Raw genomic sequence first — 24,309 nt, 5'->3', positions numbered from 1 at the left:
TAGCAGCACAGGCTCAAGCCTAATGCTCATTTATAGTAAAAAATTGTCTTAATTCATTTGATCTACTGCAGTAAAATGAAGAGAGAAGTAACTAAACCACGATTTAGCACTTGAAATTAACCGAAATCGGTTACAAACTAGCCTGCTAGCAAGGCTAAATTCAACTAACAGGAAATAAAAAGGCTCTATGAGCGACGACCACCCCCACTCTAGTAACGGTTCTTCAAATAAATCTATCTTGGATAAAATTATGCAAGTGTTTACTGGAGAGCCGAATAATACAGACCAACTCGCTGACGCATTAAATGATGCGGAAGATCGTGAAATTATCAACCCTGAAATTAAACAAATGATTGAAGGCGTGCTCGAAGTATCTGATATGCGTGTGCGAGACATTATGATCCCACGTTCACAAATGGTGACTTTAGATATTAACGACCCGCTTGAACAATCGCTTGAAACCATAGTTGAGTCAGGCCACTCTCGATTTCCGGTGATTAATGACGATATTGATGACGTTGAAGGTATCTTATTAGCAAAAGACTTATTAGCTTATGGTTTTAATAAGATCTCCGATAGCTTTAGCATCTCACAAGTTATTCGCCCCGCCATTATTGTGCCCGAAAGCAAGAAAGTTGATCCACTATTAAAAGAGTTTCGCCAACAACGTTATCACATGGCGATTGTGGTGGATGAATACGGTGGTGTTTCTGGTGTCGTGACCATTGAAGATATCTTAGAGCTAATTGTTGGCGAAATTGAAGATGAAACGGACGATACCCTCGAAGAAGATATCAAACATTTAGCTGGGCAAGTCTTTCAAGTGAAAGCGCTGACCGATATTGCTGACTTTAATAGCTATTTTGACTTTCAATTTAATGAAAATGATGCCGACACCATAGGCGGCATAGTCTTGCAACACTTTGGCCACATGCCGAAAAAAGGCGAAAAAGTCAGTATTAATAAAATCACCTTTAAAATTACCGCGGCAGATAATCGCCGTATTCAAACCTTGCAAGTTACCATTCCTAAGGATCATGTTGCGGTCGGTAAAGATGCTGATTAACCCCAATGTTCAGTTCATTCATTAAAACAATTCAGCGCAACATAACCAATAAAAGCAATGCGCTGAGCTTCTTCTTAGGTCTGGCGCTGGTGTTTTGCTACGCGCCATTTTCCCAATATTGGCTATTGGCGATTATTTTGCCAAGCTGGCTCTACTCAATGCAAGGAAAAGCTCCTAAAGCAGCAGCAAAGCAAGGCTTTATCTTTGCACTTGCTTGGTTTTCTGCCGGCATAAGCTGGGTGCATGTCAGTATCGACCAGTTTGGCGGCTTACCACTCGCAGTATCAATATTGCTGATGTTACTATTGTGCCTTTATTTAGCGTTATTTCTGACGCTTGCCTGTTATTTAGCGGCGCGATTTTCGCACCAGCAGCAGCTCAACCTTTGGCTGTTACTCCCCATTTGGCTTTTTGCTGAGTTTCTCCGTGGTGTGTTTCTAACCGGCTTTCCTTGGCTGACACTCGGTTATAGCCAAATTGATGGCCCTTTAGCCAGCTTTGCTCCTGTGATAGGGGAAAAAGGCATTACTGCCTTAGTTATTATTATCAGCATTGTCATAGTTGAACTCATTAAACAGCGACAAGTTCTGCTCAATATCAGTTTATTGGCGCTCATCAGCATGGCTAGCGTAATTTTTCAACAGTTAACTTGGGTGCAAACAACCGGCAAAACAGTGAAAACCTTGTTAGTACAAGCCAATATCAAGCAGGAAATGAAATGGGCACCTGAGCTAACCTGGCCGAGTATGCTTAAATACTTAGACTTAACCCGGCAACATTATCCGGCAGAGCTCATTATTTGGCCAGAATCCGCCATTACCGCGGTAGAGCCAAGCCATCAAGCACAAGACTTTTTACAGTTAGCGCAAAGCTCCGCGCTACTTAATAACAGTGCTATTATTTCCGGCATTATTGATTACAACTTAGCGACGAAAAATTACTACAATAATATTCTAGTATTAGGCAAAAGCAGTGCTGATGATAGCCAAGGTAGCTATCACTATAATAATCAAAATCGCTACAGCAAACATCACTTGTTGCCCATTGGCGAATTTGTGCCCTTTGGTGACTGGTTACGACCACTTGCGCCGTTTTTTAACTTACCTATGTCCTCCTTTAGTCGTGGCAACTATGTGCAAAACAATTTAACTGCCAATGGCTATCAGCTGTTGCCGTTAATTTGCTTTGAAGTGGCTTTTGCTGAGCAGTTAAGTGCGAATTTTTCTGAGCAAACTGATTTATTACTCACGGTAAGCAATGACGCATGGTTTGGCGACTCGCATGGTCCGCATCAACACTTAGAAATTGTCAGAATGCGCGCATTGGAGTTTGGTCGGCCATTTTTACGCGCCACTAATAACGGCATTACCGCTGTGGTTGATCACCAAGGCCAAATCAGTCACCAAATACCGCAATTTCAAGAGGCTGTGCTAACGGCTGATGTGGCATTAGTCTCCGGTCTAACCCCTTACGCTCGCTACACACGTTTTATCGACTTTAGCATCCCCCTACTGCTGTTAACCTTTGCTGTTCTGCGCCAGCGCCAACGCTATTACAACACCAAAAATCGACGTTAAAGCTGTCAGCTTGAAGCACTGATAGCAAAAAACTTACCTTACTTTTAAACCTTTTCGCCACTTAGCACGACTTAGTCTATATCAGTGCTCATTGGCAAATGGCCTTGCTTATGAATCAGCACTGGTTTTGACATTCGGGGGAAAAGTCATGTCGATTAAAGACACCAGTGCACAAGACAGTAAAATAAGTGTGGCTACTTCAGCTAAAAAACGCTGGACCATTATCATATTAAGCCTAATATTAAGCAGCGCTATTATTTGGCAAGTAGCACCGTCGGCTTCACGTTGGAGTCTAGCTGAACACACAATTGCCAGAGATAGAGTGCGTATTGCCACCATTAGCCAAGGTGACTTTATCCGAGATATTTCTGTGTTAGGGCGCGTTGTTGCTGCGGTCAGTCCAACCGTTTATAGCCCAGCTGACGGCACAATTACCTTATTAATAGAGGCAGGACATGAGGTAAAGCAAGGGCAGATTATTGCCGAACTTGAAAGCCCAGAGCTTAATAGCCAATTATTTCAACAACAAGCAACTTTACAAAGCTTACAATCAAGCTGGCAACGTCAGAAAATTCAAGCAAAAAAGCAGCGCTTAATTGATCAAAAAGCGGTTGATTTAGCCAAGGTTAAATTGATCACGGCGAAACGTGAAAAGCGGCGCGCTGACTTAGGTTTTCAAAAGAATGCCATTAGCCAAATTGATTATGAAAAAGCCCAAGATGAGTTAGAGCATGCCAGCTTACAACATCAACACGCGGTACAAGACGCCGCACTAAATACCGAAAGTCTTGACTTTGATAGCCAATCACTGCAGTTAGACATCAGACGACAAACCTTATTAGTACAAGAACTGCAACGCCAAGTAGATGGTTTGCGCATTAGTGCTCCGGTCAAGGGTATTGTTGGTAATTTAAGTACCGCCAACAAAACGTTTTTAAGTAAAAACCAAGCTATTTTAACCATAGTCGACTTATCACAGTTTGAAGTTGAAATTGAAATTCCTGAAAGCTATGCCGATGACTTAGCGCTAGGCATGGAAGTTAATATTCAATTTGAACAACAGCCCTTTCGTGCTCGCTTAGTGACGATTTCCCCCGAAATACTGAATAACCAGGTCACTGGGCGAGTGCGCTTTATTAATGACATTCCAACAAAGCTGCGGCAGAACCAACGCTTAAACACGCAAATTATTCTTGAATACAAAGCCGATGTTTTGCAAGTACAACGTGGGCAGTTTTTAGAAAGCAGTGGTGGTCGCTTTGCTTATAAAGTGCGCGATGGCTTAGCAGAAAAAACCGCCATTAGCACTGGGGCGCGAAGCTTAAGCCATGTCGAAATATTACACGGCCTTGACGTTGGTGATCAGATCATTATCTCAGGTACCGACAGCTTTAATGACGCAAGACAAGTGTTACTGAGTGAGTAACTTGCAAACAACATAAATAATAGCGAACAAGCGTAGCTAAATACTAAAGGAATACATCATGCTAGAAATGAACAACATTAATAAAATATTTCAAACAGCCGACATTCAAACTCATGCGTTACGCGATTTTTGTTTGCACGTTAACGAGGGCGAGTTTGTCAGTGTTACCGGCCCTTCTGGCTCAGGCAAAACCACCTTTTTAAACATTGCGGGTTTACTGGAAACTTACAGTAGTGGTGAGTTTTTATTAGACGGTAAGGACGTTGGCAAACTCAATGACAACGGCCGCTCTCGCTTACGCAATGAAAAAATTGGTTTCATTTTTCAAGGCTTTAACTTAATCCCTGATTTAAACCTGTATGACAATGTCGATGTACCGTTGCGTTATCGTGGCTTTAACAGCAAAGAGCGCAAACGCCGAATTGAAGAAAACCTCGAGCGGGTTGGTTTAGCAACACGGATGAAACATCTCCCTAGCCAACTCTCCGGCGGACAACAGCAGCGCGTTGCCATCGCCAGAGCCCTAGCCACCAGCCCAAGATTCCTATTAGCGGATGAACCAACTGGCAATTTAGACTCGGAAATGGCTCAAGGGGTGATGGCATTACTAGAAGAGATTAACCAACAAGGCACTACCATTATTATGGTAACCCACGATGCACAATTAGCGGCGCGTGCAAAGCGTACCATACAAGTTAAAGATGGTCAGGTGAATGAGCAACAAAGCGCACCCATACTGAACAAGCAAGCCATTGCCTGAAACCTTAACATCACATAAACAAGGACACTTGTATGTTTAATTATTATTTACGACTTGCTTGGATCAGCATTTTACGCCACTGGGGCTTAAGCCTGTTAATGGTGTCTGCTATCGGCTTAGGAATAGGCGCCGCCATTACTACCGTGACGGTGAACTATTTAATGTCGTCGAACCCAATCCCAGAGCAAAGTGAACAACTTTTCTATGTCCAACTTGATAGTTGGGATGTGAACGATCCCTTTGATGACGGTTTAAACCCACCCGATCAATTAACCTATACCGATGCAACTAATCTAATGCGTGCCAAGCAAGCATTTCGACAAAGCGTGCAAGCGCAAGCCTTTGCTGTTATTGAGCCAACAGATCCTGACATGCTGCCATTAATAGTCAATGCCCGGGCAAATACAGCTGACTTTTTTACTATGTTTAATGTGCCTTTTCTTTACGGTAACCCTTGGTCACAAGCAAGTGATGACAACAAAGAGCATGTGGTGGTGCTAAGCAAAGCAAGCAATGAAAAGCTTTTTGGCGGTGAAAACTCAGTGGGCCAATCCATCAAACTCGCCGGTAACATGTATCGTGTCGTCGGGGTCATTGACAACTGGCAACCAAAGCCGCGTTTTTATGATATTACCACCGGCGCTTTTAACGATACGGAAGATATCTTTGTGCCGTTTCACTTAATTGCTGATGAAAAAATATCCCGTTCGGGTAATACCAATTGCTGGAAGCCAACTGGCGATGGCTTTCAGGCTTTTCTAGCTTCAGAGTGTATTTGGACACAGTTTTGGGTGCAGTTAAATAGTGCACAAGAAAAAGCAGAGTATATGCAATTTCTCAACGCCTACGTTCAAGAGCAGCAACAGCTTGGCCGTTTTCAACGCCCGATAGATAACCGCTTAAGCAATGTTATGCAATGGTTAGCGTCACAAGAAGTGGTGGCAGATGATGCACAAATGATGATGGCAATGTCGTTTATGTTTTTAATGGTGTGCTTACTTAACACCGTGGGCTTATTGCTGGCAAAATTTTTAGGCAAAGCACCGGAAATTGGCTTAAGGCAAGCCCTTGGTGCCAGTAAACGCACCTTGTTTTACCAATATATCATTGAGTCAGCCTGTATCGGCATTATCGGTGGCATATTAGGTTTGATACTAGCCTACTTTGGTTTACAGGGTATTGAGCTACTTTATGGTGACGCCATGAAAGACTTAGCCACACTAGATAGCAAAATGGCAGGCTTGGCAGTCGTGCTGGCGCTATTTTCTAGCATACTTGCAGGCTTATACCCAACTTGGCGCGCTTGTCACATACAGCCAGCACAACAACTGAAAAGCCAATAAATGCTCGCTAACTAAAATAGGAAATTATGATGTTAGAAACCGGACTGATACTGCGCGCATTAGCGCGTAATAAAATAGGTGCGCTACTCATTGCACTGCAAATTGCTTTAACTTTGGCCATCATGGTCAATGCCATTTTTATGATCCTAGAGCGTCAACAGCAAATGCAACGCGCCAGCGGTTTAGACGAGGCTAATAGCTTTTACTTAACCAATACTATCTTTGCGCAAGACTATAATATTATCTCGCACCTGCAAACCGACTTGCATACCATACGCAATACGCCAGGGGTTATTGATGCAGTGCAAATTAATGCCGTGCCGTTAAGTGGCAGTGGTTGGTCAATGGCGCTACAACACCAGCCAGGTGAAGATAAAGATGCCATTGGCGCTGCCATTTATTTGGTTGACGAGCACGGTATCAACAGCTTAGGTTTAACGCTAATCGCCGGTACTAACTTTAGTCAAGCCGACGTAGAAATTCGTCAAGATGGTCAATCCACATGGCCGTCAAAAACCATTATTACCCAAGCCTTTGCCGAAAGCTTATACCCAGATGATTGGCAAGCAGCGATTGGCAACACTGTCTATATCTCACAGCATCAACCCATGCAAATAATCGGCGTGGTTAAGGCACTACAGGCCCCTTGGAATGGCTGGAATGGTGTTGAGCGTAGTATGTTAGTGCCCTTTCATCGTGCTTCAAAAGGTAGCTATTACTATATTCGCACTGAGCCAGGCCAACGTGATCGTTTAATGCCTATTATTGAAAAAGCCTTAGCCGAAAGTGATAAAGAGCGCATTATCCGCCGCGTTACCACAGTGGAAGAAACCCGAGCCCGTAGTTATCAGCAACACAATGCCAGTAATAAAATTCTCATCACTGTGGTGATAACCTTAACCTTGATCACTGGCTTTGGCATCGTCGGCTTAGCCATTTTCAGCATTAACCGGCGCGTAAAACAAATTGGCACCCGCCGCGCATTAGGGGCGACCAAGGGGCAAATAATGCGTTACTTTATGCTGGAGAACTTTCTTATTTCAAGCATTGGTGTCACGCTAGGCTGCATCGGTGCTATTGCGCTAAATATCTGGTTGGTTAATACCTTTAACTTTGCCCCTATCGGGGTTGAATTAATCGCCTTTGGTGTTATCGCGCTATTTATTGTCGGGCAATTAGCGGTACTTTACCCCGCCAGAAAAGCGGCCTTGATCCCACCGGCAAGTGCCACCAGAACGGTATAAAAAGCATTAGCTATGCGCTAGGTTTACAAGAAAAATTAGGACCTTCTCGGTCCTAATTTTATTTTGCAGAGCCGATAAGGCTAAAAAGAAAAACTAAAAACTTGTCCATGCTTCATGCTAGTATTTAGCGAAAATAACGCTAAATAAAGGCAATAAAATGAAGATGATCGCGCGCACGTTTACAGCAAGCTTATTGTTATTGACACTCAGCCCTGCATTGGTCTTAGCAAAAAGTACATTAATTAAAAATATTCAAGGCTATACCATAGCCGACAACAAGCTTAGCCAGTTCAGCGCGATTGCCTTTACCAATGATAAAATAGACAAAATATATTCGGCTTCTGAGCCACTGCCTAGCCACAAAGGGTTAACGATAATTGACGGTGAGGGTAAAACCCTACTACCGGGTTTAATAGACTCTCATGGTCATATTCTCAATTACGGGTTAAGTTTATTGCGCGCAGACCTCGTTAATAGCCGCTCTGAGCAAGATGCGGTCAATAAAACCCTAGCCTATGCCAAAGCCAACACCACGTTAACTTGGATACAAGGGCGTGGCTGGAATCAAAGCCAATGGCCAAGCAATGCCTTTCCCAGTGCTAAAAGCTTAGATGCACTATTTCCTGATCGCCCGGTTTGGCTAAAGCGTGTCGATGGTCATGCCGGTTGGGCTAACACTAAAGCTATGGCTTTAGCCGGTATCAATAAAGATACGGTATCACCTGAAGGTGGCGAAATCATTAAAGATAGCCAAGGTATGCCAACCGGTGTTTTTATCGATAATGCCATGGCATTAATAGATAACAGCATTGCGCCACTAACTATCAAACAACAAAAACAAGTGCTGATCAAAGCCATGGACTCGTTAGCCAGTTACGGCTTAACCAGTGTTCATGACGCGGGTATCGACCGTGAAAATCTTCTGGCATTTAAAGAGCTCAGTCAAGAAAATGCCATGACTATTCGGGTCAACGCTATGTTATACCTACCATCGCCGCAATGGCAGCAAACCCTAGCGCAAGGCCATTACCGTAGCCCAGATGACATGCTGAGCTTTAATAGTGTAAAAATTCAAGCCGATGGGGCCTTAGGTAGCCGCGGCGCAGCTTTACTGGCTGACTATTCTGATCACCCAGGTCATAAAGGATTGTTGTTAAATACCCCAGCAGCGTTTGAACAGCTTGTGCAAACGTCAATGGCGCATGGCTTTCAAGTCAATAGCCATGCAATTGGCGATCACGCCAATAAATTGGTACTTGATAGTTATGAAAAGCTGATCAAAGCCAGCGATAGCAAAGCGCTGCGCCACCGCGTTGAGCATGCACAAGTGCTACGGCTAGAAGATATTCCCAGATTTGCTGAGCTTGGCGTAATTGCCGCTATGCAAGCAACGCATGCCACTAGTGATAAAAACATGGCTCAAGACAGGCTAGGCCCGAACCGGATTTTAGGTGCCTACGCTTGGCGTAAATTACTCGATGCCAATGCCATTATTGCCGCCGGCTCAGACTTTCCGGTTGAGTCACCCAACCCTTTCTATGGTTTACATGCCTCAATAACCCGCCAAGATCATGACAACAAGCCACAAGGTGGTTGGTTTGCAGCAGAAAAAATGTCGGCTGTTGAAGCGTTTCGAAGCTTTACCTTAGATGCCGCGTATGCCGGTCATCAAGAGCATATTATTGGCAGCCTTGCAGCCGGCAAAAAAGCCGACTTTATATTGCTCGACAATAACTTATTTACGATACCAGCAGAAAACATCTGGCAGATAAACGTCGAAAAAACTTGGGTGAACGGTAACTTGGTTTATCAAAAATAATGCTAGCTACTTTGATCCAAATAGTGAGTCGGTTTTGGTTAGCCATTAGCTTAGTTATTTTAACGCTAATCACCGCCGGCTCTTTATTTCCAGCAGACTACTTACCGCCAGCCCCTGGCAGTGATAAAACTCATCACTTTATTGGTTATTGCGCCTTGATGCTCCCTGCAGCGATACGACGCCCTAAATATTGGTTGCTATTAGCAGTGTTTTTTGTTGCTTGGAGCGGCGCAATTGAATTAATCCAGCCGCATGTCAATCGTTATGGCGAGTGGCTAGATCTGGCGGCTAACACCTGTGGTGTATTAATCGCCATTATCCTTTCCTATGCCATACGTTATTTTATCTCGCCAAAGGACATTAATTTGAGTTGAAATGTCAGCAGATATAGCAAAAGCAAGCCGTGATCGTTTGCGACAAAAACCATGTGCTTCATGGCTTATGATTGAAAAATTGTCACTTGATTACGGCCGTTTGCTTTTGATTGGTAAAGTGCTGTATCAGCATTTTCTAACCACTGTGCGGCACTGCCTAGCTCTGGTTTTATCTCAGCGATACCTATGCTGATGGTGTACTTAATTTCAATATCATTGTAAATAACCAGCGCGTCTGCAATTGTTTTTCGTAGCCGTTCGGCAAATACCAGCGCATCATTTGCGCCGGTGTCGGCTAACAAAATAGCAAACTCTTCCCCCCCATAACGACCACAAATATCAGTTTCTCGCACTTGTTCACGCAAGGCTTTTGCTAAGTGGCGGATAACATCATCCCCCACCAAGTGACCATAGTTATCGTTAACCGCCTTAAAGTGATCTATATCTAGCATTACCAAACTACTGATATTTTGGCTACGAGTAAAACGCTTAAACTCAGCTTCAAGACATTGTTGCCAATGACTGCGGTTAAAAAGCTGCGTTAATCCATCGGTTTGGCTCAAAATGGCTAAGTCAGCATTAGCTTTTTCCAACTCCATTTTGTGAATAGCATTGTCGGTAACATCGTAGACCAATAAACATAAATGGCTAACCTGCCCGGTTGACGACATTAATGGAATAAATGTCGTGTTTTGATACATAAAATCAGCCGTTCCTGTGATTGGTCGGTAATTATTGAATTTAAAAACATAAGGCCGCTGCTCCCATATCGTAAAAGCTTTGTTCTTCAATAAAAATACTGACTCAGCTTTTCTGAGAAACCAGTCTTTAGGGATTTCTGCAAATAAGTCAAACAGCTTTTTGTCTTTAACTTCACGCGGCAATAAGCCACTATGGTTCTCCATGAAACCATTCCAAATTTGAATGGTATAATCCCTATCAAGCACCACTAAGCCCACATCTATGGTGTGGAGCATTTCCATTAACCAATGAATTTCATTTAATTGTTCGCTTTGTCCTGACATGATTAATCCAACAAGTAAGCAATTTTATTATTTAAAGTCGCTACTGACTCTTCAGTAAAAAGCAACAGCAGATCGCATTTAATCGGGTAATTTTCAATACTATAACTAATTTCAATGGCCAGTGTTTTTTGCCATTTTTTCGTATTACTGGCAATTAACTCGGCAATTTGTCTGTGCTGCCCGAGTACCATAGGGTGCCCCTGACTAAACGACATATCTAATTGCGCCGAAATACCATTTAAACAGGCGCCAATCAGCAAGTTAGCCATATCCATTAACAGCTCTAACTCAATATTACTGTCCAGTGTTTGCTCATATTTCATTAACGCAGCAACATCCTGAAAGCTAGAGTCATTAAGAATTAACAGTGCTTCACCTGAGATACCCGCGCCAATAAAGCCTTGGCAAATACCCGAGGTTTTTTCTTTATTTTCTACATCAGATAACGCCATGGTGAGTTCACTAACTTCAATTAAGTTGACGTTAGGAATAGGTAACACCACAAAAACGTCCAATAAGCGCGCCAATAAGTCGCCTGCTTGCCCCATAGCAACATTGGCAATTTCTTGATAGCAATCGCGCATCTCATTATTTACCATCATTATGGCATCAGACTTCGCGGCAAAGGGTTTAGCTACCGGCGCAGCTCTGGCTAAAGGCTGCGCATCACGCTTGGTTGCAGCGCTAGTCTGGTGATCGGTTTGCGGCTCGCTTAACTCCTGTTTATTAAACAAGCCGTAAGCGAGTAATATTTCAGTGAGTTTGTTTTTATCTACCGGTTTTTTAATAAAGTCTAGCGCGCCTAAACTTTTTACTCTTTGATGGGCTTCCGGTTGAATATCGCCTGAGATCACAACCGCTACCGTTGGCAAGTCTTCTTTAAGAATAGCTTCTAAGACTTGATAACCATCCATTTCTGGCATATTTAAGTCCAGCAATAAAACATCACCTTTACCGGCTTTAATTGCCGCAATAGCTTCAAGGCCATTGCTGGCAAAGGTTATATCTACATCCCAACCGTCTGGCAAAGAGCGCGCAACTTGCTTACGCGCCATATTAGAATCGTCACAAATAAGTAGAGGGGTAGCCATAAAAAAACCTTATCTTGCTAGGTAAAATGCTCCATCATATTTTTAGCAAAAAATCATCACAAATACAGACACTCGAAACGCATCAACACGATATAGATAAACAGTTGTGTATTTTGGAAAATTACACAGCTTTTATTCGCATTTTCGCTTCGACAAAGGTAAGCTTGAACAATATTTTACCTTAAGTAAACACTAACATGATGAATATTTTAAAATTGCCAGTAATTGCCTTGATAAGTGCTACTTTTTTCACTTCAGCGCTAGTGCAAGCTACAGCGACAGAGCTAACAGAAACCACCAATTTAGTCATGGCGGGTAATAAATATGTAACTTTATTAGGTAACCAAGTTGCCGTTGGTGATAAGGCCCCCGACTTTAAAGTGGTCACCGAGTCGTTTTCACCCGTCACTTTAGCTGATTTTAAAAATCAGCCGTTATTAATTTCAGTAGTACCGAGTTTAGATACCGGTGTCTGTTCTATTCAAACAAAGCGCTTTAATGATGAGGTGGCTAACTTAGCAGACGATGTTGTCGTGCTTACGATAAGCAATGACTTACCCTTTGCACAAAAACGTTTTTGCAAAACAGAAAAAGTTAATAATATCAAGGTGTTATCAGATGCGGTTTGGCGAAACTTTGGCGAAAACTATGGCTTATTGATTAAAGACATGGGGCTGTTAACCCGTGCAATTTTTATCATAGATACTGATGGTATCATTGCCTACAAAGAGTTGGTGGCAAATATTTCCCAACACCCAGATTACGATACCGCGTTAACGACGTTAAAAGCCCTAAGTACGTCTTCAGATCTTGTGGAGGCAAACAGCGATCGTTAACGCCATGACGTAATGGTGACTTGCTTACTGTTCATAAGCCAATATCCGTCATAAGTGTTGACTAACAGCAAAGCACTTATGACTAAAAAAACAACATAATCAGTAACATAAATAAAAAACCATTATTTTTAATAAAAAAATTTAACGTTAACACTTGAAATAATTCCCAGTGAGCCCATCTATAGTATTGTAGTCGCCAATAGGGTCTACATTAACCGCCTGTTCAATAATGAAAGGCACATAAACACTCTGTATAATATCTTTTGATGTAATAATTCGCAGCACTGGCTGGTTTTGGCATTTTAAAGCATTAACAGAGACAACATATTGCTAAACTTTAATAGGATATGAATTATGCGTACAAGTACAGATTTCAGCCCACTTTACCGCTCATTTATCGGATTCGACCACTTAGCGGGTCTTATCGACAAAGCCTCAAGAGCAGACAAACAGTCTTCTTACCCGCCGTATAACATTGAGTTACTTGCGGATGATCAATATCGCATCACCATGGCCATCGCTGGTTTTGCGGAAGAAGAACTGGATATTGAATCAAAACAAGACACCCTTATCGTGACCGGCACTAAAGCCAGTGATGATAAGAACAACGAGCGTAAATTTTTGCATCAAGGTATAGCCGAGCGCAGCTTTGAGCGTAAATTTCAGCTAGGTGATCACGTTAAAGTCATTGGTGCTTTTATTGAGCACGGGTTACTACACATTGACCTTGAGCGTGAAATTCCAGAAGCATTAAAGCCAAGAAAAATTGCCATTAATGGTAAAAGCTTGATGCAGCAAAAAAGCTTAGAAGAAAAAAAGCTAAGCACATAGCTAAATTATCTAGATAATCTCTCCCTTTATTTTAGCCCAGTCTTAGACTGGGCTTTTTTATTTTACCTTACCGTTTAAGGCTTATCCGCCAGAATCTCGCCTTAGTCCTGCCTTAGGGTACAAGCTATTTATACTATTACCCTACTTAAGATCACCAGTACTTGTGGTTAGGCGTTAAAGCAACAAAGTAGGCTTACCTTGCTGCTTTTCATCATAGGCTAGCATTGCAAAGACGCAGCTTACTTCGCCATTACATCGAGCAAGGCATGTATGGTTGCCTCTACTCCCGATCTGATTGCTGGCTCTGGCGTTATTTTAAATTGCGGGCTATGGTGACTAGGGACTGCAGGGCCGCCTGCTGCAGCACGTTCAAAGTCAGCTTTTGGCGTGCCACCAACTTTAAAATACACACTGGGAATATAGGGATCGGTAGTAAAGAAGCCAAAATCTTCTGCCCCCATACCGGTTTCTGCCGGCGGTATTAACGCCTCGGGCCCCATTTTATCTGCTAATACTCGCTTCAAGCGTTTTGCCAATTTTTGATCATTAAAGGTGGGCGGAAATGAAAACTCACTGACAACCACTTCAGGCAACATATCTTCAGCCACACCAGCCGTGCGCGCGGTGCCTATTGCGACACGCTTGATGGCAGTGAGTAGTTGCTCACGTACTTCTGGGGTTAAGCTGCGCACGGTGAGCTGTAATTTTGCCTGATCGGAAATAATATTGTGCTTGGTGCCCGCATGAAAAGCGCCAACGGTGATCACACCAGCATAACGCGGCGCTAATTCACGACTAATAATGGTTTGTAAGTTATTGACTAATTGTGCACCGATAACAATTGGGTCTTTACCTTGATGCGGTGAAGCACCATGGGCACCAACACCATGAATGGTAATATCAACCGTATCGGCGCCGGCATACGGTGAGCCTTCATCAACTATCACTTTTCCTGCTTCGGCGTTAGCGCTGACATGAAATGCAAACGCATAATCAGGTTGACCAAAACGCTGCCAGATATTATCTGCCATCATAGCCGAAGCACCCGGTCCACGCTCTTCGGCAGGTTGCCCAATTAACATCAATGTTCCCGACCATTTATCTTTATGATCAGCCATATAACGTGCGGTACCGACTAAACTGGTAATATGCACATCATGACCACAAGCATGCATAACGCCTACGGTTTCACCATGCCAATCTTGCATTTTAACGGTTGAGGCATTCGCTAAGCCTGACTGCTCAACCACAGGCAAACCATCCATATCTGCGCGCACCATTACCAAAGGACCTGGGCCATTTTTCATGATTGCCACTATGCCCGTTCCCCCTACTCCTTGGGTGACTTCATAGCCAACCGCACTTAACTCATTAGCTAAACGTTTCGCGGTTTTTACTTCCATTAAGGATAATTCAGGATTGCGATGAAAGTGATCCCACAATGGCGCTAAATGTTGCTGATAATCCTTGGCAATATAGTTTGCCGCCGCTTGCTCAGATGCTAACACTGTACTACTGGTCAAAGAAGATATTGCCAAAGATGAGGCAATTAAGATCGCGAGTGCGTTACGTTTCATTTTCTACTCCATGTGTATATCGAATGGTTGCTCGCACCGAGTGTTTATAACAGGTATATACGAGCACGGTTAACGGCTTATGCATTAAATAGCATAACGCTTACTCTACCTAGCCCACTGCGCAATGTCTTGTTATTTATGCTAAACGGCTCCCTTTTAGCGATAGTTTTCTTTTTGTCAGCATAGGATCTAGCATCTGCAAGCGGCAATTAAAGCTGACAGTATTAACTGACATTTAATTTTTTAATGTGCTAAAAAAGTGGATAAAATAAATACAATAGAGGCAGCAATGGATATTAATTTAGACGGCAAACGGGCACTCGTTTGTGGTAGTAGCCAAGGTATAGGCCGCGCCTGTGCATTCGAACTGGCTAATTTAGGCGCCAGTGTCACCTTATTCTCTCGCAACCAAAGCAAGCTTGAGCAAGTAAAAAGCCAATTATCTTGCCTAAAAGGTCAAACGCACAAAATCCTAATTGCTGACTTCACGCAACCTGAACAAGTTAAAAGCGTAATTAATAAAGATGTTATAGAAAATACCGGATATGACATTTTACTCAACAACACCGGCGGACCAGCGCCAGGCCCTGCCAATAGCGCTGACGTTAGTGACTTTATAGAGGCCTTTAATTTGCACTTAATTACTAACCACCACTTAGTTCAAGCGCTGCTTCCCAGCATGAAAGCCAAACAATTCGGCCGCATTATTAACGTTATTTCTACCTCAGTAAAGCAACCTATTGCCGGCTTAGGGGTGTCAAACACCATACGCGGCGCCGTCGCCAGTTGGGCTAAAACTTTGGCTAACGAACTTGGTCCATTCGGGATAACCGTCAACAATGTACTACCCGGCGCTACTGCCACCGCGCGTTTAGACGCGATTATTGCCGGCAAGGCAAAAAAACAAAATATCAGCATTGAACAAGCCACACTGAATGAACAAGCACAAATTCCGCTCCGGCGCTTTGCCGCTCCTGAAGAGTTCGCCGCTGCAGCTGCCTTTTTAGCCTCACCGGCGGCCAGTTATATTACCGGTATTAACTTACCTGTTGATGGTGGTCGCACTAGCTGTTTATAAAAGAGAGAGCCATGGATATCTTAGCAAACTTTATTGATGGTCAATATCAAGCGCCGCTTGCACAGCAATACCTTGATAATATTGAACCAGCAACGGGCAAAGTGTATGGTCAACTCCCTGATAGCTGCCAACAAGACTTAGCACTAGCGGTCACAGCAGCAGAAAAAGCGCTACCCGCATGGCAAAGCATGGCGCTAGAGCAACGCGCTGATTACTTATTAGCTATCGCCAATGAAATTAACAACCGACTTGACGAACTGGCAATCGCCGAAGCCATAGATAACGGCAAGCCGGTCACATTGGCGCGCACCGTTGATATTCCGCGCGCTGCCAGTAACTTTAAGTTTTTTGCTCATGCCTGTACACAGTTTGCCAGTGAAGCACACGCCATGGTCGGTAGTGCCATTAACTATACGCTCAGGCCCGCCATTGGCATTGTTGGCTGTATTTCGCCCTGGAATTTACCGCTGTACTTATTTACTTGGAAAATTGCGCCCGCTTTAGCTGCTGGCAATTGTGTGATTGCAAAACCGTCGGAAGTAACTCCAAAAACCGCCGCGATACTTGGTGAGATTTGCCAAAAGGTCGGTTTGCCTAACGGCGTACTAAATATCTTGCACGGGCGTGGCACAAATATTGGTCAGGCGATATGCCAACATAAGAAAATAACAGCAATTTCATTTACCGGCGGCACAACAACCGGCGCGGTCATAGCGCAACTGGTCGCGCCGAGCTTTAAAAAACTCTCGCTAGAATTAGGGGGGAAAAATCCGGCCTTAATTTTTGCTGATTGCGACTTTGAAGATACCCTTGAGCAAGTATTTCGCGCTAGCTTTGCCAACCAAGGGCAAATTTGCTTGTGCGCGTCACGTTTGTATATTGAACGCTCGATTTACCACAAGTTTAAGCAAGCCCTAGTAGCCAAGGCTCGGGCGCTAAGCCCGAGTGATCCCTTGCACGACGACTGCGAAATGGGCGCCATGGTCTCAAAAACGCATTTAGACAAAGTACTCGGCCATCTCGATGATGCCAAAGCGCAAGGGGCTAAAATTTTGATCGGTGGTCAACAAGTGCAACTAACAGGTCGCTGTCAACAGGGTTACTTTCTCCAGCCCACTATCATGGAAAACTTACCCAATAGTGCTCGCGCTAACCAAGAAGAAATTTTTGGTCCAGTTATAACCATTCAGCCCTTTGATAACGACCAGCAAGCCTTAGCACTGGCAAACGACAGCCAATACGGTCTTGCCGCCACAATATGGACCAATAATTTAACCCGAGCTCATCAGTTAGCTGAGCATATCAATACCGGCATTGTCTGGATAAATTGTTGGCTACTTAGGGATTTACGCACCCCTTTTGGTGGCATGAAACACTCAGGGCTTGGCCGTGAAGGTGGCCTAGACGCGATGCGATTTTTCACGGAAAGTAAAAATGTTTGCGTGAAATACTAACAATTAAGCCGCAAACCAGCGAGGCGAATAAAAAGATAAGGTCAAGGATAAGTAAAAGCCTATAAACATAAACATCGCTATATGGCGATAATAATAACAACTTAAACGGGTAATATTATGTCAGAAGCTTTCAATGTCGATCAGGCGCCAAAACCAGTGGGTTTATACCCACATGCCAGGCAAGTGGGCAATTTACTGTTTTTATCGGGTGTTGGCCCTCGCCAAGCAGGCAGCGCAACCATTCCTGGGGTTGAGCTTGATGCTAACGGAGAAGTAATCCGCTACGACATTGAGGCACAATGTCATAGTGTCTTTCAAAATGTCCGAACTATCTTAGCCTCAGCCGGCGCTAATTGGTTAGACTTAGTTGATGTCACGGTATTTTTAACCAATATCAAGGATGACTTTGCCACCTACAACCGCATATACGCGCAATATTTTGCCGACAACATGCCTTGTCGCACCACAGTTGAGGTGAACAAATTACCTACGCCTATTGCCATTGAATTAAAGTGTATCGCTGCCTTGAGTACTCAAACTGCAACGGAGACTAAATAATGGCTAACTTCAGCATGCCCTTTAATTTACACGCCTGGATTGACGAACATCGCGAACAACTCAAGCCGCCAGTGTGCAACAAACAACTATTTCAGCAAGATGACTATATTGTTATGGTGGTTGGTGGGCCCAATCAGCGCAGCGACTTTCACTACAACCCAACCCCTGAGTTATTTTATCAATTGCAAGGTGAAATGGTGCTTAAGGTGGTCAACCAAGACTATGCCAGTAACGCCAACAATAGTCGCGCACCTACGTTTACTGATATTCATATCAAGGCAGGGGAAATATTTATGCTGCCGCCTAAAGTCCTACATTCACCGCAGCGCTTTGAAAACAGCATAGGTCTTGTGGTTGAACAAAAACGTGCGCCCACGCAGCAAGATGCCCTGTTTTGGTTTTGTCAGCAATGTAATAACCCACTCTACAGCGAACAATTTAGTTTAAAAAATATCGAAACTGACTTGCCGAAAGTGTTCAATAACTTTTATGGCGACCGGCAACATTGCCAGTGTCAACAATGTGGTTTTCGTGCAGAAAGAACTTAGGATGTCAGCATGCTAAAAATAGATATTCATACCCATATTTTACCGAAAAGCTGGCCAAATTTGCGTGAAAAATACGGCTATGGCGGCTTTGTTAGTTTAGATCACCATCAATGTGGTTGTGCACGCATGATGATAGACGATAAATTTTTTCGTGAAATCGCGCACAATTGCTGGGATCCCAAGATACGTTTAAAAGACTGTCAGCAACACAATATCGATGTGCAAGTATTGTCTACTGTGCCTGTGATGTTTAATTACTGGGCTAAGCCAAAAGATACCTTGGATTTATCACAGTTTTTAAATGATCATATCGCCAGCATTGTCAGCGAGCACCCTAAACGCTTTGTCGGACTAGGTACGTTACCCATGCAAGCGCCTGATTTAGCAATAAAAGAACTCGAACGTTGTGTCAATGACATCGGCTTAGCTGGCGTGCAAATAGGCTCACATATTAATGATTGGAACTTAGATCACCCGCAACTTTTCCCAATATTTCAGGCCGCACAAGATCTCGGTGCCGCCATATTTGTTCACCCTTGGGACATGATGGCAAAAGAGAAAATGCCAAAATACTGGTTACCTTGGCTAGTGGGTATGCCGGCTGAATCCAGTTTAGCGATTTGCTCGATGATATTTGGCGGGGTTTTGCAGCGACTACCGAAACTAAAAATAGCCTTTGCCCATGGTGGTGGCTCCTTCCCCGCGACTATTGGCCGTATCGAACATGGTTTTAATGTCAGACCCGATTTATGTGCCGTTGATTGCTCGGCTAACCCACGCGACTTTCTAAAACAAATTTACCTCGACTCCTTAGTACATGATCCCCTTGCCTTAAAATACTTAGTGGAGCTTATGGGCGCCGATAATATTGCCCTTGGCAGCGACTACCCATTCCCCTTAGGTGAGCTCAGCCCAGGCAAGTTAATTGAAACCAGTGACTTTGCTCCAGATATCAAAGCGAAATTACTCCATGGTAGCGCGCTAAATTGGCTAGGTTTAAACAAGGCGCAGTTTTTATGATTTGTGTGCAATCACCTAGCTTTAGCGTTTGCTTCAAGTATAAGCTAAGGAGCAAAGCATGAAGATCGCTATCAGCCTCGCCGAGCATAATTACATCATAAATACCGAACAGGGTCATTCGCTAGCCATTCCATTAGATTTTTTACACGCGCACAATCAGCCCAGTCATTTTGGCGCAACGCCTGCATTAGCAAGCGCGATGCAGGCGGGTGACTTTATTGGCGATACCCGTAAAGGCGGTAGTTGTAATGTGTTAGAGTTAAGCATAAACCCACATTGTCATGGCACACATACCGAAACCATTGCCCATATTTGCCATACAGATCATCCATTAAGCATAGCTGTTTCAGCACTAGCGTTACCACCGTTAATCCCCTGCACCTTAATTACCCTAAGCCCAATAACCGCAAGTTGTACCCAAGATCACTATCGCCCTAGTCTTGAGGCTAATGACAGGGTTATTGGCCGCCGGCAACTTGAGCAACAACTCGCACCGTATACAAAGCATCAATTACAAGCCTTAGTGGTTAGAACCTTGCCCAACAACGCCGATAAGTGTCACCAGCACTACAACGATGAAAAGCAGCCGGCGTTCTTCACTGCTGACGCCGTGTGCTATCTCAATGAACGTGGCGTTGAACACTTACTGCTCGACTTACCGTCTTTAGATAGAGCAAATGATCAAGGATTACTGACCTGCCACCGTTTGTTTTGGCAAGTCAGCGCAGGCTCGCATCAAGCAAGCCCTACAAGCTTGGTTAACAAAACCATCACCGAAATGGCGTATATCGATAATAGCCTAAGCGATGGTTTTTATTTTCTTAACTTGCAAACACCGGCTTTTATCACTGACGCCGCGCCCAGTCGTCCAGTTTTATATCAAGCGCTGCGGGTAAACGAATCCCATGGACAACAATAATAATGAGATAGACATGAGTATTAAACACAACACCTTAGCGTATGCCCAACAGCTAGATCAACAAGACCCGCTGGCACCAATGCGTGCCCACTTTGCCATACCTAAACAAGCGAATGGCCGCGACGAATACTACTTCACAGGTAACTCATTAGGCTTACAACCAAAACTTGCCCGTGCTGCGGTTATAGAGCTACTCGATGCATGGCAAACGCGTGGCGTAAAAGGCCACTTTGAAGGTGACTTTCCTTGGCTACCTTATCATGAGTTTTTAACCGAGCAAGCGGCTGCAATTGTTGGCGCTCTGCCTGAAGAAGTGGTGATGATGAATTCATTAACCGCTAATTTACACCTAATGATGGTGAGTTTTTATCAGCCGAATCAACAACGCAGCAAAATTTTAATTGAAGATCATGCCTTTCCATCTGATCATTATGCGGTTACTTCACAACTCAAGCACCACGGTATAAGTGTCGAAGACAATTTGCTGTTATGGTCACCAAGGGCAGGCGAAGAGCTGCTTAACTATCAAGATCTTTGGCAAATTATCGAGCAACATGGCGATGAAATTGCACTCATTTTACTGCCTGGCGTACAGTATTATACTGGCCAAGTATTAGATATGGCGCGTATTACAAGCGCAGCGCATGCCAAAGGTATAAAAGTGGGCTTTGATTTAGCCCATGCCGCCGGCAATATCGAACTATCTTTGCATGAATGGCAAGTCGATTTTGCCTGTTGGTGCAGTTATAAATACCTTAATAGTGGTGCTGGCTCAGTCGCTGGGTGTTTTATCCATCAACGCCATGTTAAAAATACCGAGCTTAACCGCTTTGCCGGTTGGTGGGGTCACGACAAATCAAGCCGTTTTAATATGGACAATAACTTTCAAGCGATCCCAAGCGCCGAAGGTTGGCAGTTATCAAACCCGCCGGTATTGTCGCTTGCAGCAGTGCGCGGTGCATTCGATACCATTGCCTTAGCGGGCGGCATGCCGGCACTGCGTAAAAAGTCACTGTTATTAACTCAGTACCTAACGCAGCGACTTACCGCTGAGCTTAGTGATAAAATTCGCATTATTACCCCAAACAACCCCGCCGAGCGAGGTTGTCAGCTGTCATTAATGGTCAAGCTTGCCGGTCTTGACGGTAAAGCGTTGTTTAAAGCGTTAGACGAAAATGGCGTCACCACCGACTGGCGCGAGCCTAATGTGATTCGTGTTGCCCCTGTGCCTTTGTACAACAGTTTTCAAGACGTTTATCATTTTGTCAACATACTCAAGGAGTGCCTTGAATGTCGTTAACAAGCAGAATGCTCGCCAGCGCTAAAGCGAAAGCAGACAAAAAAGCTCAGGCGCGAAAACACATTACCATCGCAGGCGCTGGACCTGTGGGCAGCTTATTGGCGGTCATGTTAGCGCGCCAAGGTTACTCAATTAAGTTATTTGAATCGCGACCTGACTCGCGCATCAAAAATATCTACCAAGGTAAGTCCATTAATATTGCGATATCTGATCGCGGTTGGCTAGCACTTGCCGCGGTTGGACTCGATAAAGCAGTGCAACAACAGGCCATTGCCATGCACAAACGTGTTATGCATGCCGTTGACGGCACGATTACTGAGCAAGCTTATGGTAAAAAGTCACAAGCCATTTGGTCGGTATCGCGTGCTGGCATTAACGAGCAATTATTGGGCTTAGCCGAACAAGAGCCACTCATCGAGCTGCAATTTGAGCAACGCTTAGTGGATGTCGACTTTAACACTGCCAGCGCCAGCTTTATGCACGAGCATCAGCTTGAAAAAATAGCCGCAGATTTATTGTTTGGTGCTGACGGCGCCTATTCTAAAGTGCGACGTTTAGCCCAAGAAACACCCCGTTTTAGTTATCAACAAACTTATATGCCACAAAGTTATATTGAATTGCATATTGCTGCCAATACCGACGGCTCATATAAAATGGCTAAAAATGCGCTGCATATCTGGCCACGCAAGCAGTTTATGCTCATTGCCTTGCCAAACCCTGACGGCTCATTTACTTGTACACTATTTCTTGATTTTCAAGGCGAGCTGTCATTTGCGTCATTAACCGAACGTGCTGAGGTTGAGCAGTTTTTTGCAACGCACTTTGCCGATGCCATGCCGTTATTGGAAAATCCCGTGGATGAGTTTATGGAAAAAAGCGCCAACCCACTATTTTTAGTGCAGGTTGACCCTTGGGTGATCAACAATAAAGTTGCGCTTATTGGCGATGCTGCTCATGCCATGGTGCCATTTTATGGTCAAGGACTAAACTGCGGCTTTGAAGACTGTCGTGTACTTACAGAGTTAATAACTGCGCATCAACACGATTGGTCAAAAATATTGCCAGCCTACCAAGCGCAACGCAAAATCAATGCCGATGCCATTACCGAATTAGCACAGCGAAACTTTATTGAAATGAGTGAGTTGTCTGGTCAGGCTGACTTTTTATTGCAAAAGAATATCGAAGCAGAATTTCACAAGCGTCACCCCGAGTTGTGGACCCCCCTGTATGCCATGGTGACTTTTTCACCACACCTGCCTTACTCGCAAGCCCTAATGATCGGTGATATGCAACAACAAGTCATGCAACAAATAATGCAAATTCCGGACATAGAAAGTTGCTGGCAAGAAGACTTTGTCTACCAAAAACTTTACCAACTCGCGCAAACGGCATTTAAAAAACCAAGCGCCAAATTTTGCAATAAATCCCCCACAAGGACAGAGTCATGACTAACGGCGAAAACCAGAAAACCGGCTCGAAAAAACAGGCTAACAAACAGAAAAAATCAACTACAGAGCCGCTCAGCAATTGCCCTTTTCATGACTCGGCTAACAATGTCAACGCGGATGACAATACACGCCCACTTGAGTCAGGCATACACCAAGACTTTAATGATGAAATGTCATATGGCGATTACCTGCGCCTTGAGCAAGTATTGTCAGCGCAACAGCCGCTAACTAGCGAGCATGACGAAATGCTGTTTATTATTATTCACCAAACCAGCGAGTTATGGTTAAAGCTGGCCGGTCATGAATTACAAAGTGCCATTGGCTTTATTCAAGCTGAAAATTTTGGTCCGGCATTTAAAGTGATTGCGCGGGTTAAACAAATATTTATGCAGCTAACCCAGTCTTGGAATATATTAGCGACCTTGACCCCGAGTGACTATTTAAAGTTTCGTGATGACTTAGGCCGCTCATCGGGTTTTCAAAGTTGTGGCTATCGTAAGCTTGAGTTTTTATTGGGTAATAAAAATGCTGCCATGCTTAACGTCCATCAAGCTAACAGTAGTGCCTACCAAGAGCTGAGTAACTTACTGAGAAAAAATAGCTTATACGATGAAGTAATTATCGCGTTAACCAAGGCCGGCTTTCCAATAGATAACACACTGCTTCAGCGCGATGTTAGCCAAGCATATCAGCGAAACGATAGTGTACTTGACGCCTGGCTAAGTGTTTACCGAAAACCTGAGCAATATTTTGAGCTTTATGAACTGGCTGAAAAACTGGTGGATATTGAAGATGCCTTTCAGCAATGGCGTTTTAAGCATATGTACACAGTGCAGCGCATCATAGGCTATAAAAAAGGTACTGGCGGCTCATCTGGTGTTGGCTTTTTAAAAAAAGCCTTAGATATCAGCTTTTTCCCTGAGTTATTTGAAGTTCGTACCCACTTATAACCGGCTACGCAGGCTTGCTATCAAGGCGGCTACCTAGCAAGCTATCTCGGGTGTTCGCCATAGTT

22 protein-coding genes are annotated in these 24,309 nt (G+C 43.9%); 19 read left to right on the top strand and 3 right to left on the bottom strand.

What is annotated here, in order from left to right:
• Positions 1 to 187 precede the first annotated feature (187 nt).
• The 8 genes from B6K83_RS02625 (at position 188) to B6K83_RS02590 (ending at position 9,609) form a co-directional block, all read left to right on the top strand.
• Positions 188 to 1,066, top strand: a complete 879-nt coding sequence (locus tag B6K83_RS02625) for an HlyC/CorC family transporter (protein WP_085282938.1) — start codon at positions 188 to 190, stop codon at positions 1,064 to 1,066.
• A gap of 5 nt (positions 1,067 to 1,071) precedes the next feature.
• Positions 1,072 to 2,643, top strand: coding sequence for an apolipoprotein N-acyltransferase (gene lnt / locus B6K83_RS02620; RefSeq protein WP_085282937.1), 1,572 nt, complete (start codon positions 1,072 to 1,074; stop codon positions 2,641 to 2,643).
• Between the two features lie 148 nt (positions 2,644 to 2,791).
• Positions 2,792 to 4,069 (top strand): efflux RND transporter periplasmic adaptor subunit, encoded by a 1,278-nt coding sequence (locus tag B6K83_RS02615; RefSeq protein WP_085282935.1) that lies wholly within the window; start codon positions 2,792 to 2,794, stop codon positions 4,067 to 4,069.
• A gap of 58 nt (positions 4,070 to 4,127) precedes the next feature.
• Positions 4,128 to 4,829, top strand: a complete 702-nt coding sequence (locus tag B6K83_RS02610) for an ABC transporter ATP-binding protein (protein ID WP_085282933.1) — start codon at positions 4,128 to 4,130, stop codon at positions 4,827 to 4,829.
• A 32-nt stretch (positions 4,830 to 4,861) separates the two neighbouring features.
• On the top strand, positions 4,862 to 6,172 hold the full coding sequence (locus tag B6K83_RS02605) for an ABC transporter permease (RefSeq protein WP_085282931.1): 1,311 nt from the start codon (positions 4,862 to 4,864) through the stop codon (positions 6,170 to 6,172).
• A gap of 26 nt (positions 6,173 to 6,198) precedes the next feature.
• A complete protein-coding gene (locus tag B6K83_RS02600) occupies positions 6,199 to 7,416 on the top strand; it encodes an ABC transporter permease (protein WP_085282929.1) in 1,218 nt (405 codons plus the stop codon).
• A 157-nt stretch (positions 7,417 to 7,573) separates the two neighbouring features.
• Positions 7,574 to 9,235, top strand: a complete 1,662-nt coding sequence (locus B6K83_RS02595) for an amidohydrolase (protein WP_092251215.1) — start codon at positions 7,574 to 7,576, stop codon at positions 9,233 to 9,235.
• A complete protein-coding gene (locus B6K83_RS02590) occupies positions 9,235 to 9,609 on the top strand; it encodes a VanZ family protein (protein ID WP_085282927.1) in 375 nt (124 codons plus the stop codon). Before B6K83_RS02595 ends, B6K83_RS02590 begins: the two co-directional genes overlap by 1 nt.
• A gap of 65 nt (positions 9,610 to 9,674) precedes the next feature.
• On the opposite strand, the gene B6K83_RS02585 is transcribed toward B6K83_RS02590, so the two are convergent.
• Both B6K83_RS02585 and B6K83_RS02580 read right to left on the bottom strand, forming a co-directional pair.
• The gene (locus B6K83_RS02585) at positions 9,675 to 10,634 is read right to left on the bottom strand and encodes a GGDEF domain-containing protein (protein WP_085282925.1); all 960 of its coding nucleotides are present in this window, start codon (positions 10,632 to 10,634) and stop codon (positions 9,675 to 9,677) included.
• Between the two features lie 2 nt (positions 10,635 to 10,636).
• On the bottom strand, positions 10,637 to 11,725 hold the full coding sequence (locus tag B6K83_RS02580) for a response regulator (protein ID WP_085282923.1): 1,089 nt from the start codon (positions 11,723 to 11,725) through the stop codon (positions 10,637 to 10,639).
• Between the two features lie 197 nt (positions 11,726 to 11,922).
• Here B6K83_RS02580 and tpx point away from each other — a divergent pair, with 197 nt between their 5' ends.
• Positions 11,923 to 12,561 carry a thiol peroxidase gene (gene tpx / locus B6K83_RS02575; protein WP_092251216.1) on the top strand — a complete coding sequence of 213 codons (639 nt, stop codon included), beginning with the start codon at positions 11,923 to 11,925 and terminating at the stop codon, positions 12,559 to 12,561.
• A gap of 354 nt (positions 12,562 to 12,915) precedes the next feature.
• Entirely contained in the window at positions 12,916 to 13,392 is a 477-nt protein-coding gene (locus tag B6K83_RS02570) for an Hsp20 family protein (protein ID WP_085282919.1), read from the top strand.
• Between the two features lie 239 nt (positions 13,393 to 13,631).
• Here B6K83_RS02570 and B6K83_RS02565 read toward each other — a convergent pair whose 3' ends face one another.
• A complete protein-coding gene (locus B6K83_RS02565; RefSeq protein ID WP_085282917.1) occupies positions 13,632 to 14,969 on the bottom strand; it encodes an amidohydrolase in 1,338 nt (445 codons plus the stop codon).
• A 289-nt stretch (positions 14,970 to 15,258) separates the two neighbouring features.
• Here B6K83_RS02565 and B6K83_RS02560 point away from each other — a divergent pair, with 289 nt between their 5' ends.
• The 9 genes from B6K83_RS02560 (at position 15,259) to kynA (ending at position 24,244) form a co-directional block, all read left to right on the top strand.
• A complete protein-coding gene (locus B6K83_RS02560; protein ID WP_085282915.1) occupies positions 15,259 to 16,047 on the top strand; it encodes an SDR family oxidoreductase in 789 nt (262 codons plus the stop codon).
• 11 nt (positions 16,048 to 16,058) lie between these two features.
• Positions 16,059 to 17,501 carry an aldehyde dehydrogenase gene (locus tag B6K83_RS02555; RefSeq protein ID WP_085282913.1) on the top strand — a complete coding sequence of 481 codons (1,443 nt, stop codon included), beginning with the start codon at positions 16,059 to 16,061 and terminating at the stop codon, positions 17,499 to 17,501.
• A gap of 117 nt (positions 17,502 to 17,618) precedes the next feature.
• Positions 17,619 to 18,059 (top strand): RidA family protein, encoded by a 441-nt coding sequence (locus B6K83_RS02550; protein WP_175474801.1) that lies wholly within the window; start codon positions 17,619 to 17,621, stop codon positions 18,057 to 18,059.
• Complete coding sequence (locus tag B6K83_RS18115) at positions 18,059 to 18,607, top strand: 3-hydroxyanthranilate 3,4-dioxygenase (RefSeq protein ID WP_092251217.1); 549 nt, start codon at positions 18,059 to 18,061, stop codon at positions 18,605 to 18,607. Before B6K83_RS02550 ends, B6K83_RS18115 begins: the two co-directional genes overlap by 1 nt.
• Before the next feature lie 9 nt (positions 18,608 to 18,616).
• Entirely contained in the window at positions 18,617 to 19,627 is a 1,011-nt protein-coding gene (locus tag B6K83_RS18110) for an amidohydrolase family protein (RefSeq protein ID WP_092251218.1), read from the top strand.
• 58 nt (positions 19,628 to 19,685) lie between these two features.
• The gene (locus tag B6K83_RS02540) at positions 19,686 to 20,546 is read left to right on the top strand and encodes a cyclase family protein (RefSeq protein WP_085282910.1); all 861 of its coding nucleotides are present in this window, start codon (positions 19,686 to 19,688) and stop codon (positions 20,544 to 20,546) included.
• Between the two features lie 13 nt (positions 20,547 to 20,559).
• Positions 20,560 to 21,846 carry a kynureninase gene (gene kynU / locus B6K83_RS02535; protein ID WP_085283298.1) on the top strand — a complete coding sequence of 429 codons (1,287 nt, stop codon included), beginning with the start codon at positions 20,560 to 20,562 and terminating at the stop codon, positions 21,844 to 21,846.
• Positions 21,837 to 23,294 (top strand): FAD-dependent oxidoreductase, encoded by a 1,458-nt coding sequence (locus B6K83_RS02530; protein WP_233143782.1) that lies wholly within the window; start codon positions 21,837 to 21,839, stop codon positions 23,292 to 23,294. Before kynU ends, B6K83_RS02530 begins: the two co-directional genes overlap by 10 nt.
• On the top strand, positions 23,291 to 24,244 hold the full coding sequence (gene kynA, locus B6K83_RS02525) for a tryptophan 2,3-dioxygenase (protein ID WP_085282907.1): 954 nt from the start codon (positions 23,291 to 23,293) through the stop codon (positions 24,242 to 24,244). Before B6K83_RS02530 ends, kynA begins: the two co-directional genes overlap by 4 nt.
• Positions 24,245 to 24,309: the final 65 nt, after the last annotated feature.

The organism is Colwellia chukchiensis, from assembly GCF_002104455.1.
Lineage (GTDB): Bacteria > Pseudomonadota > Gammaproteobacteria > Enterobacterales > Alteromonadaceae > Cognaticolwellia > Cognaticolwellia chukchiensis.
This window is presented reverse-complemented; position numbering and strand designations above follow the sequence as displayed.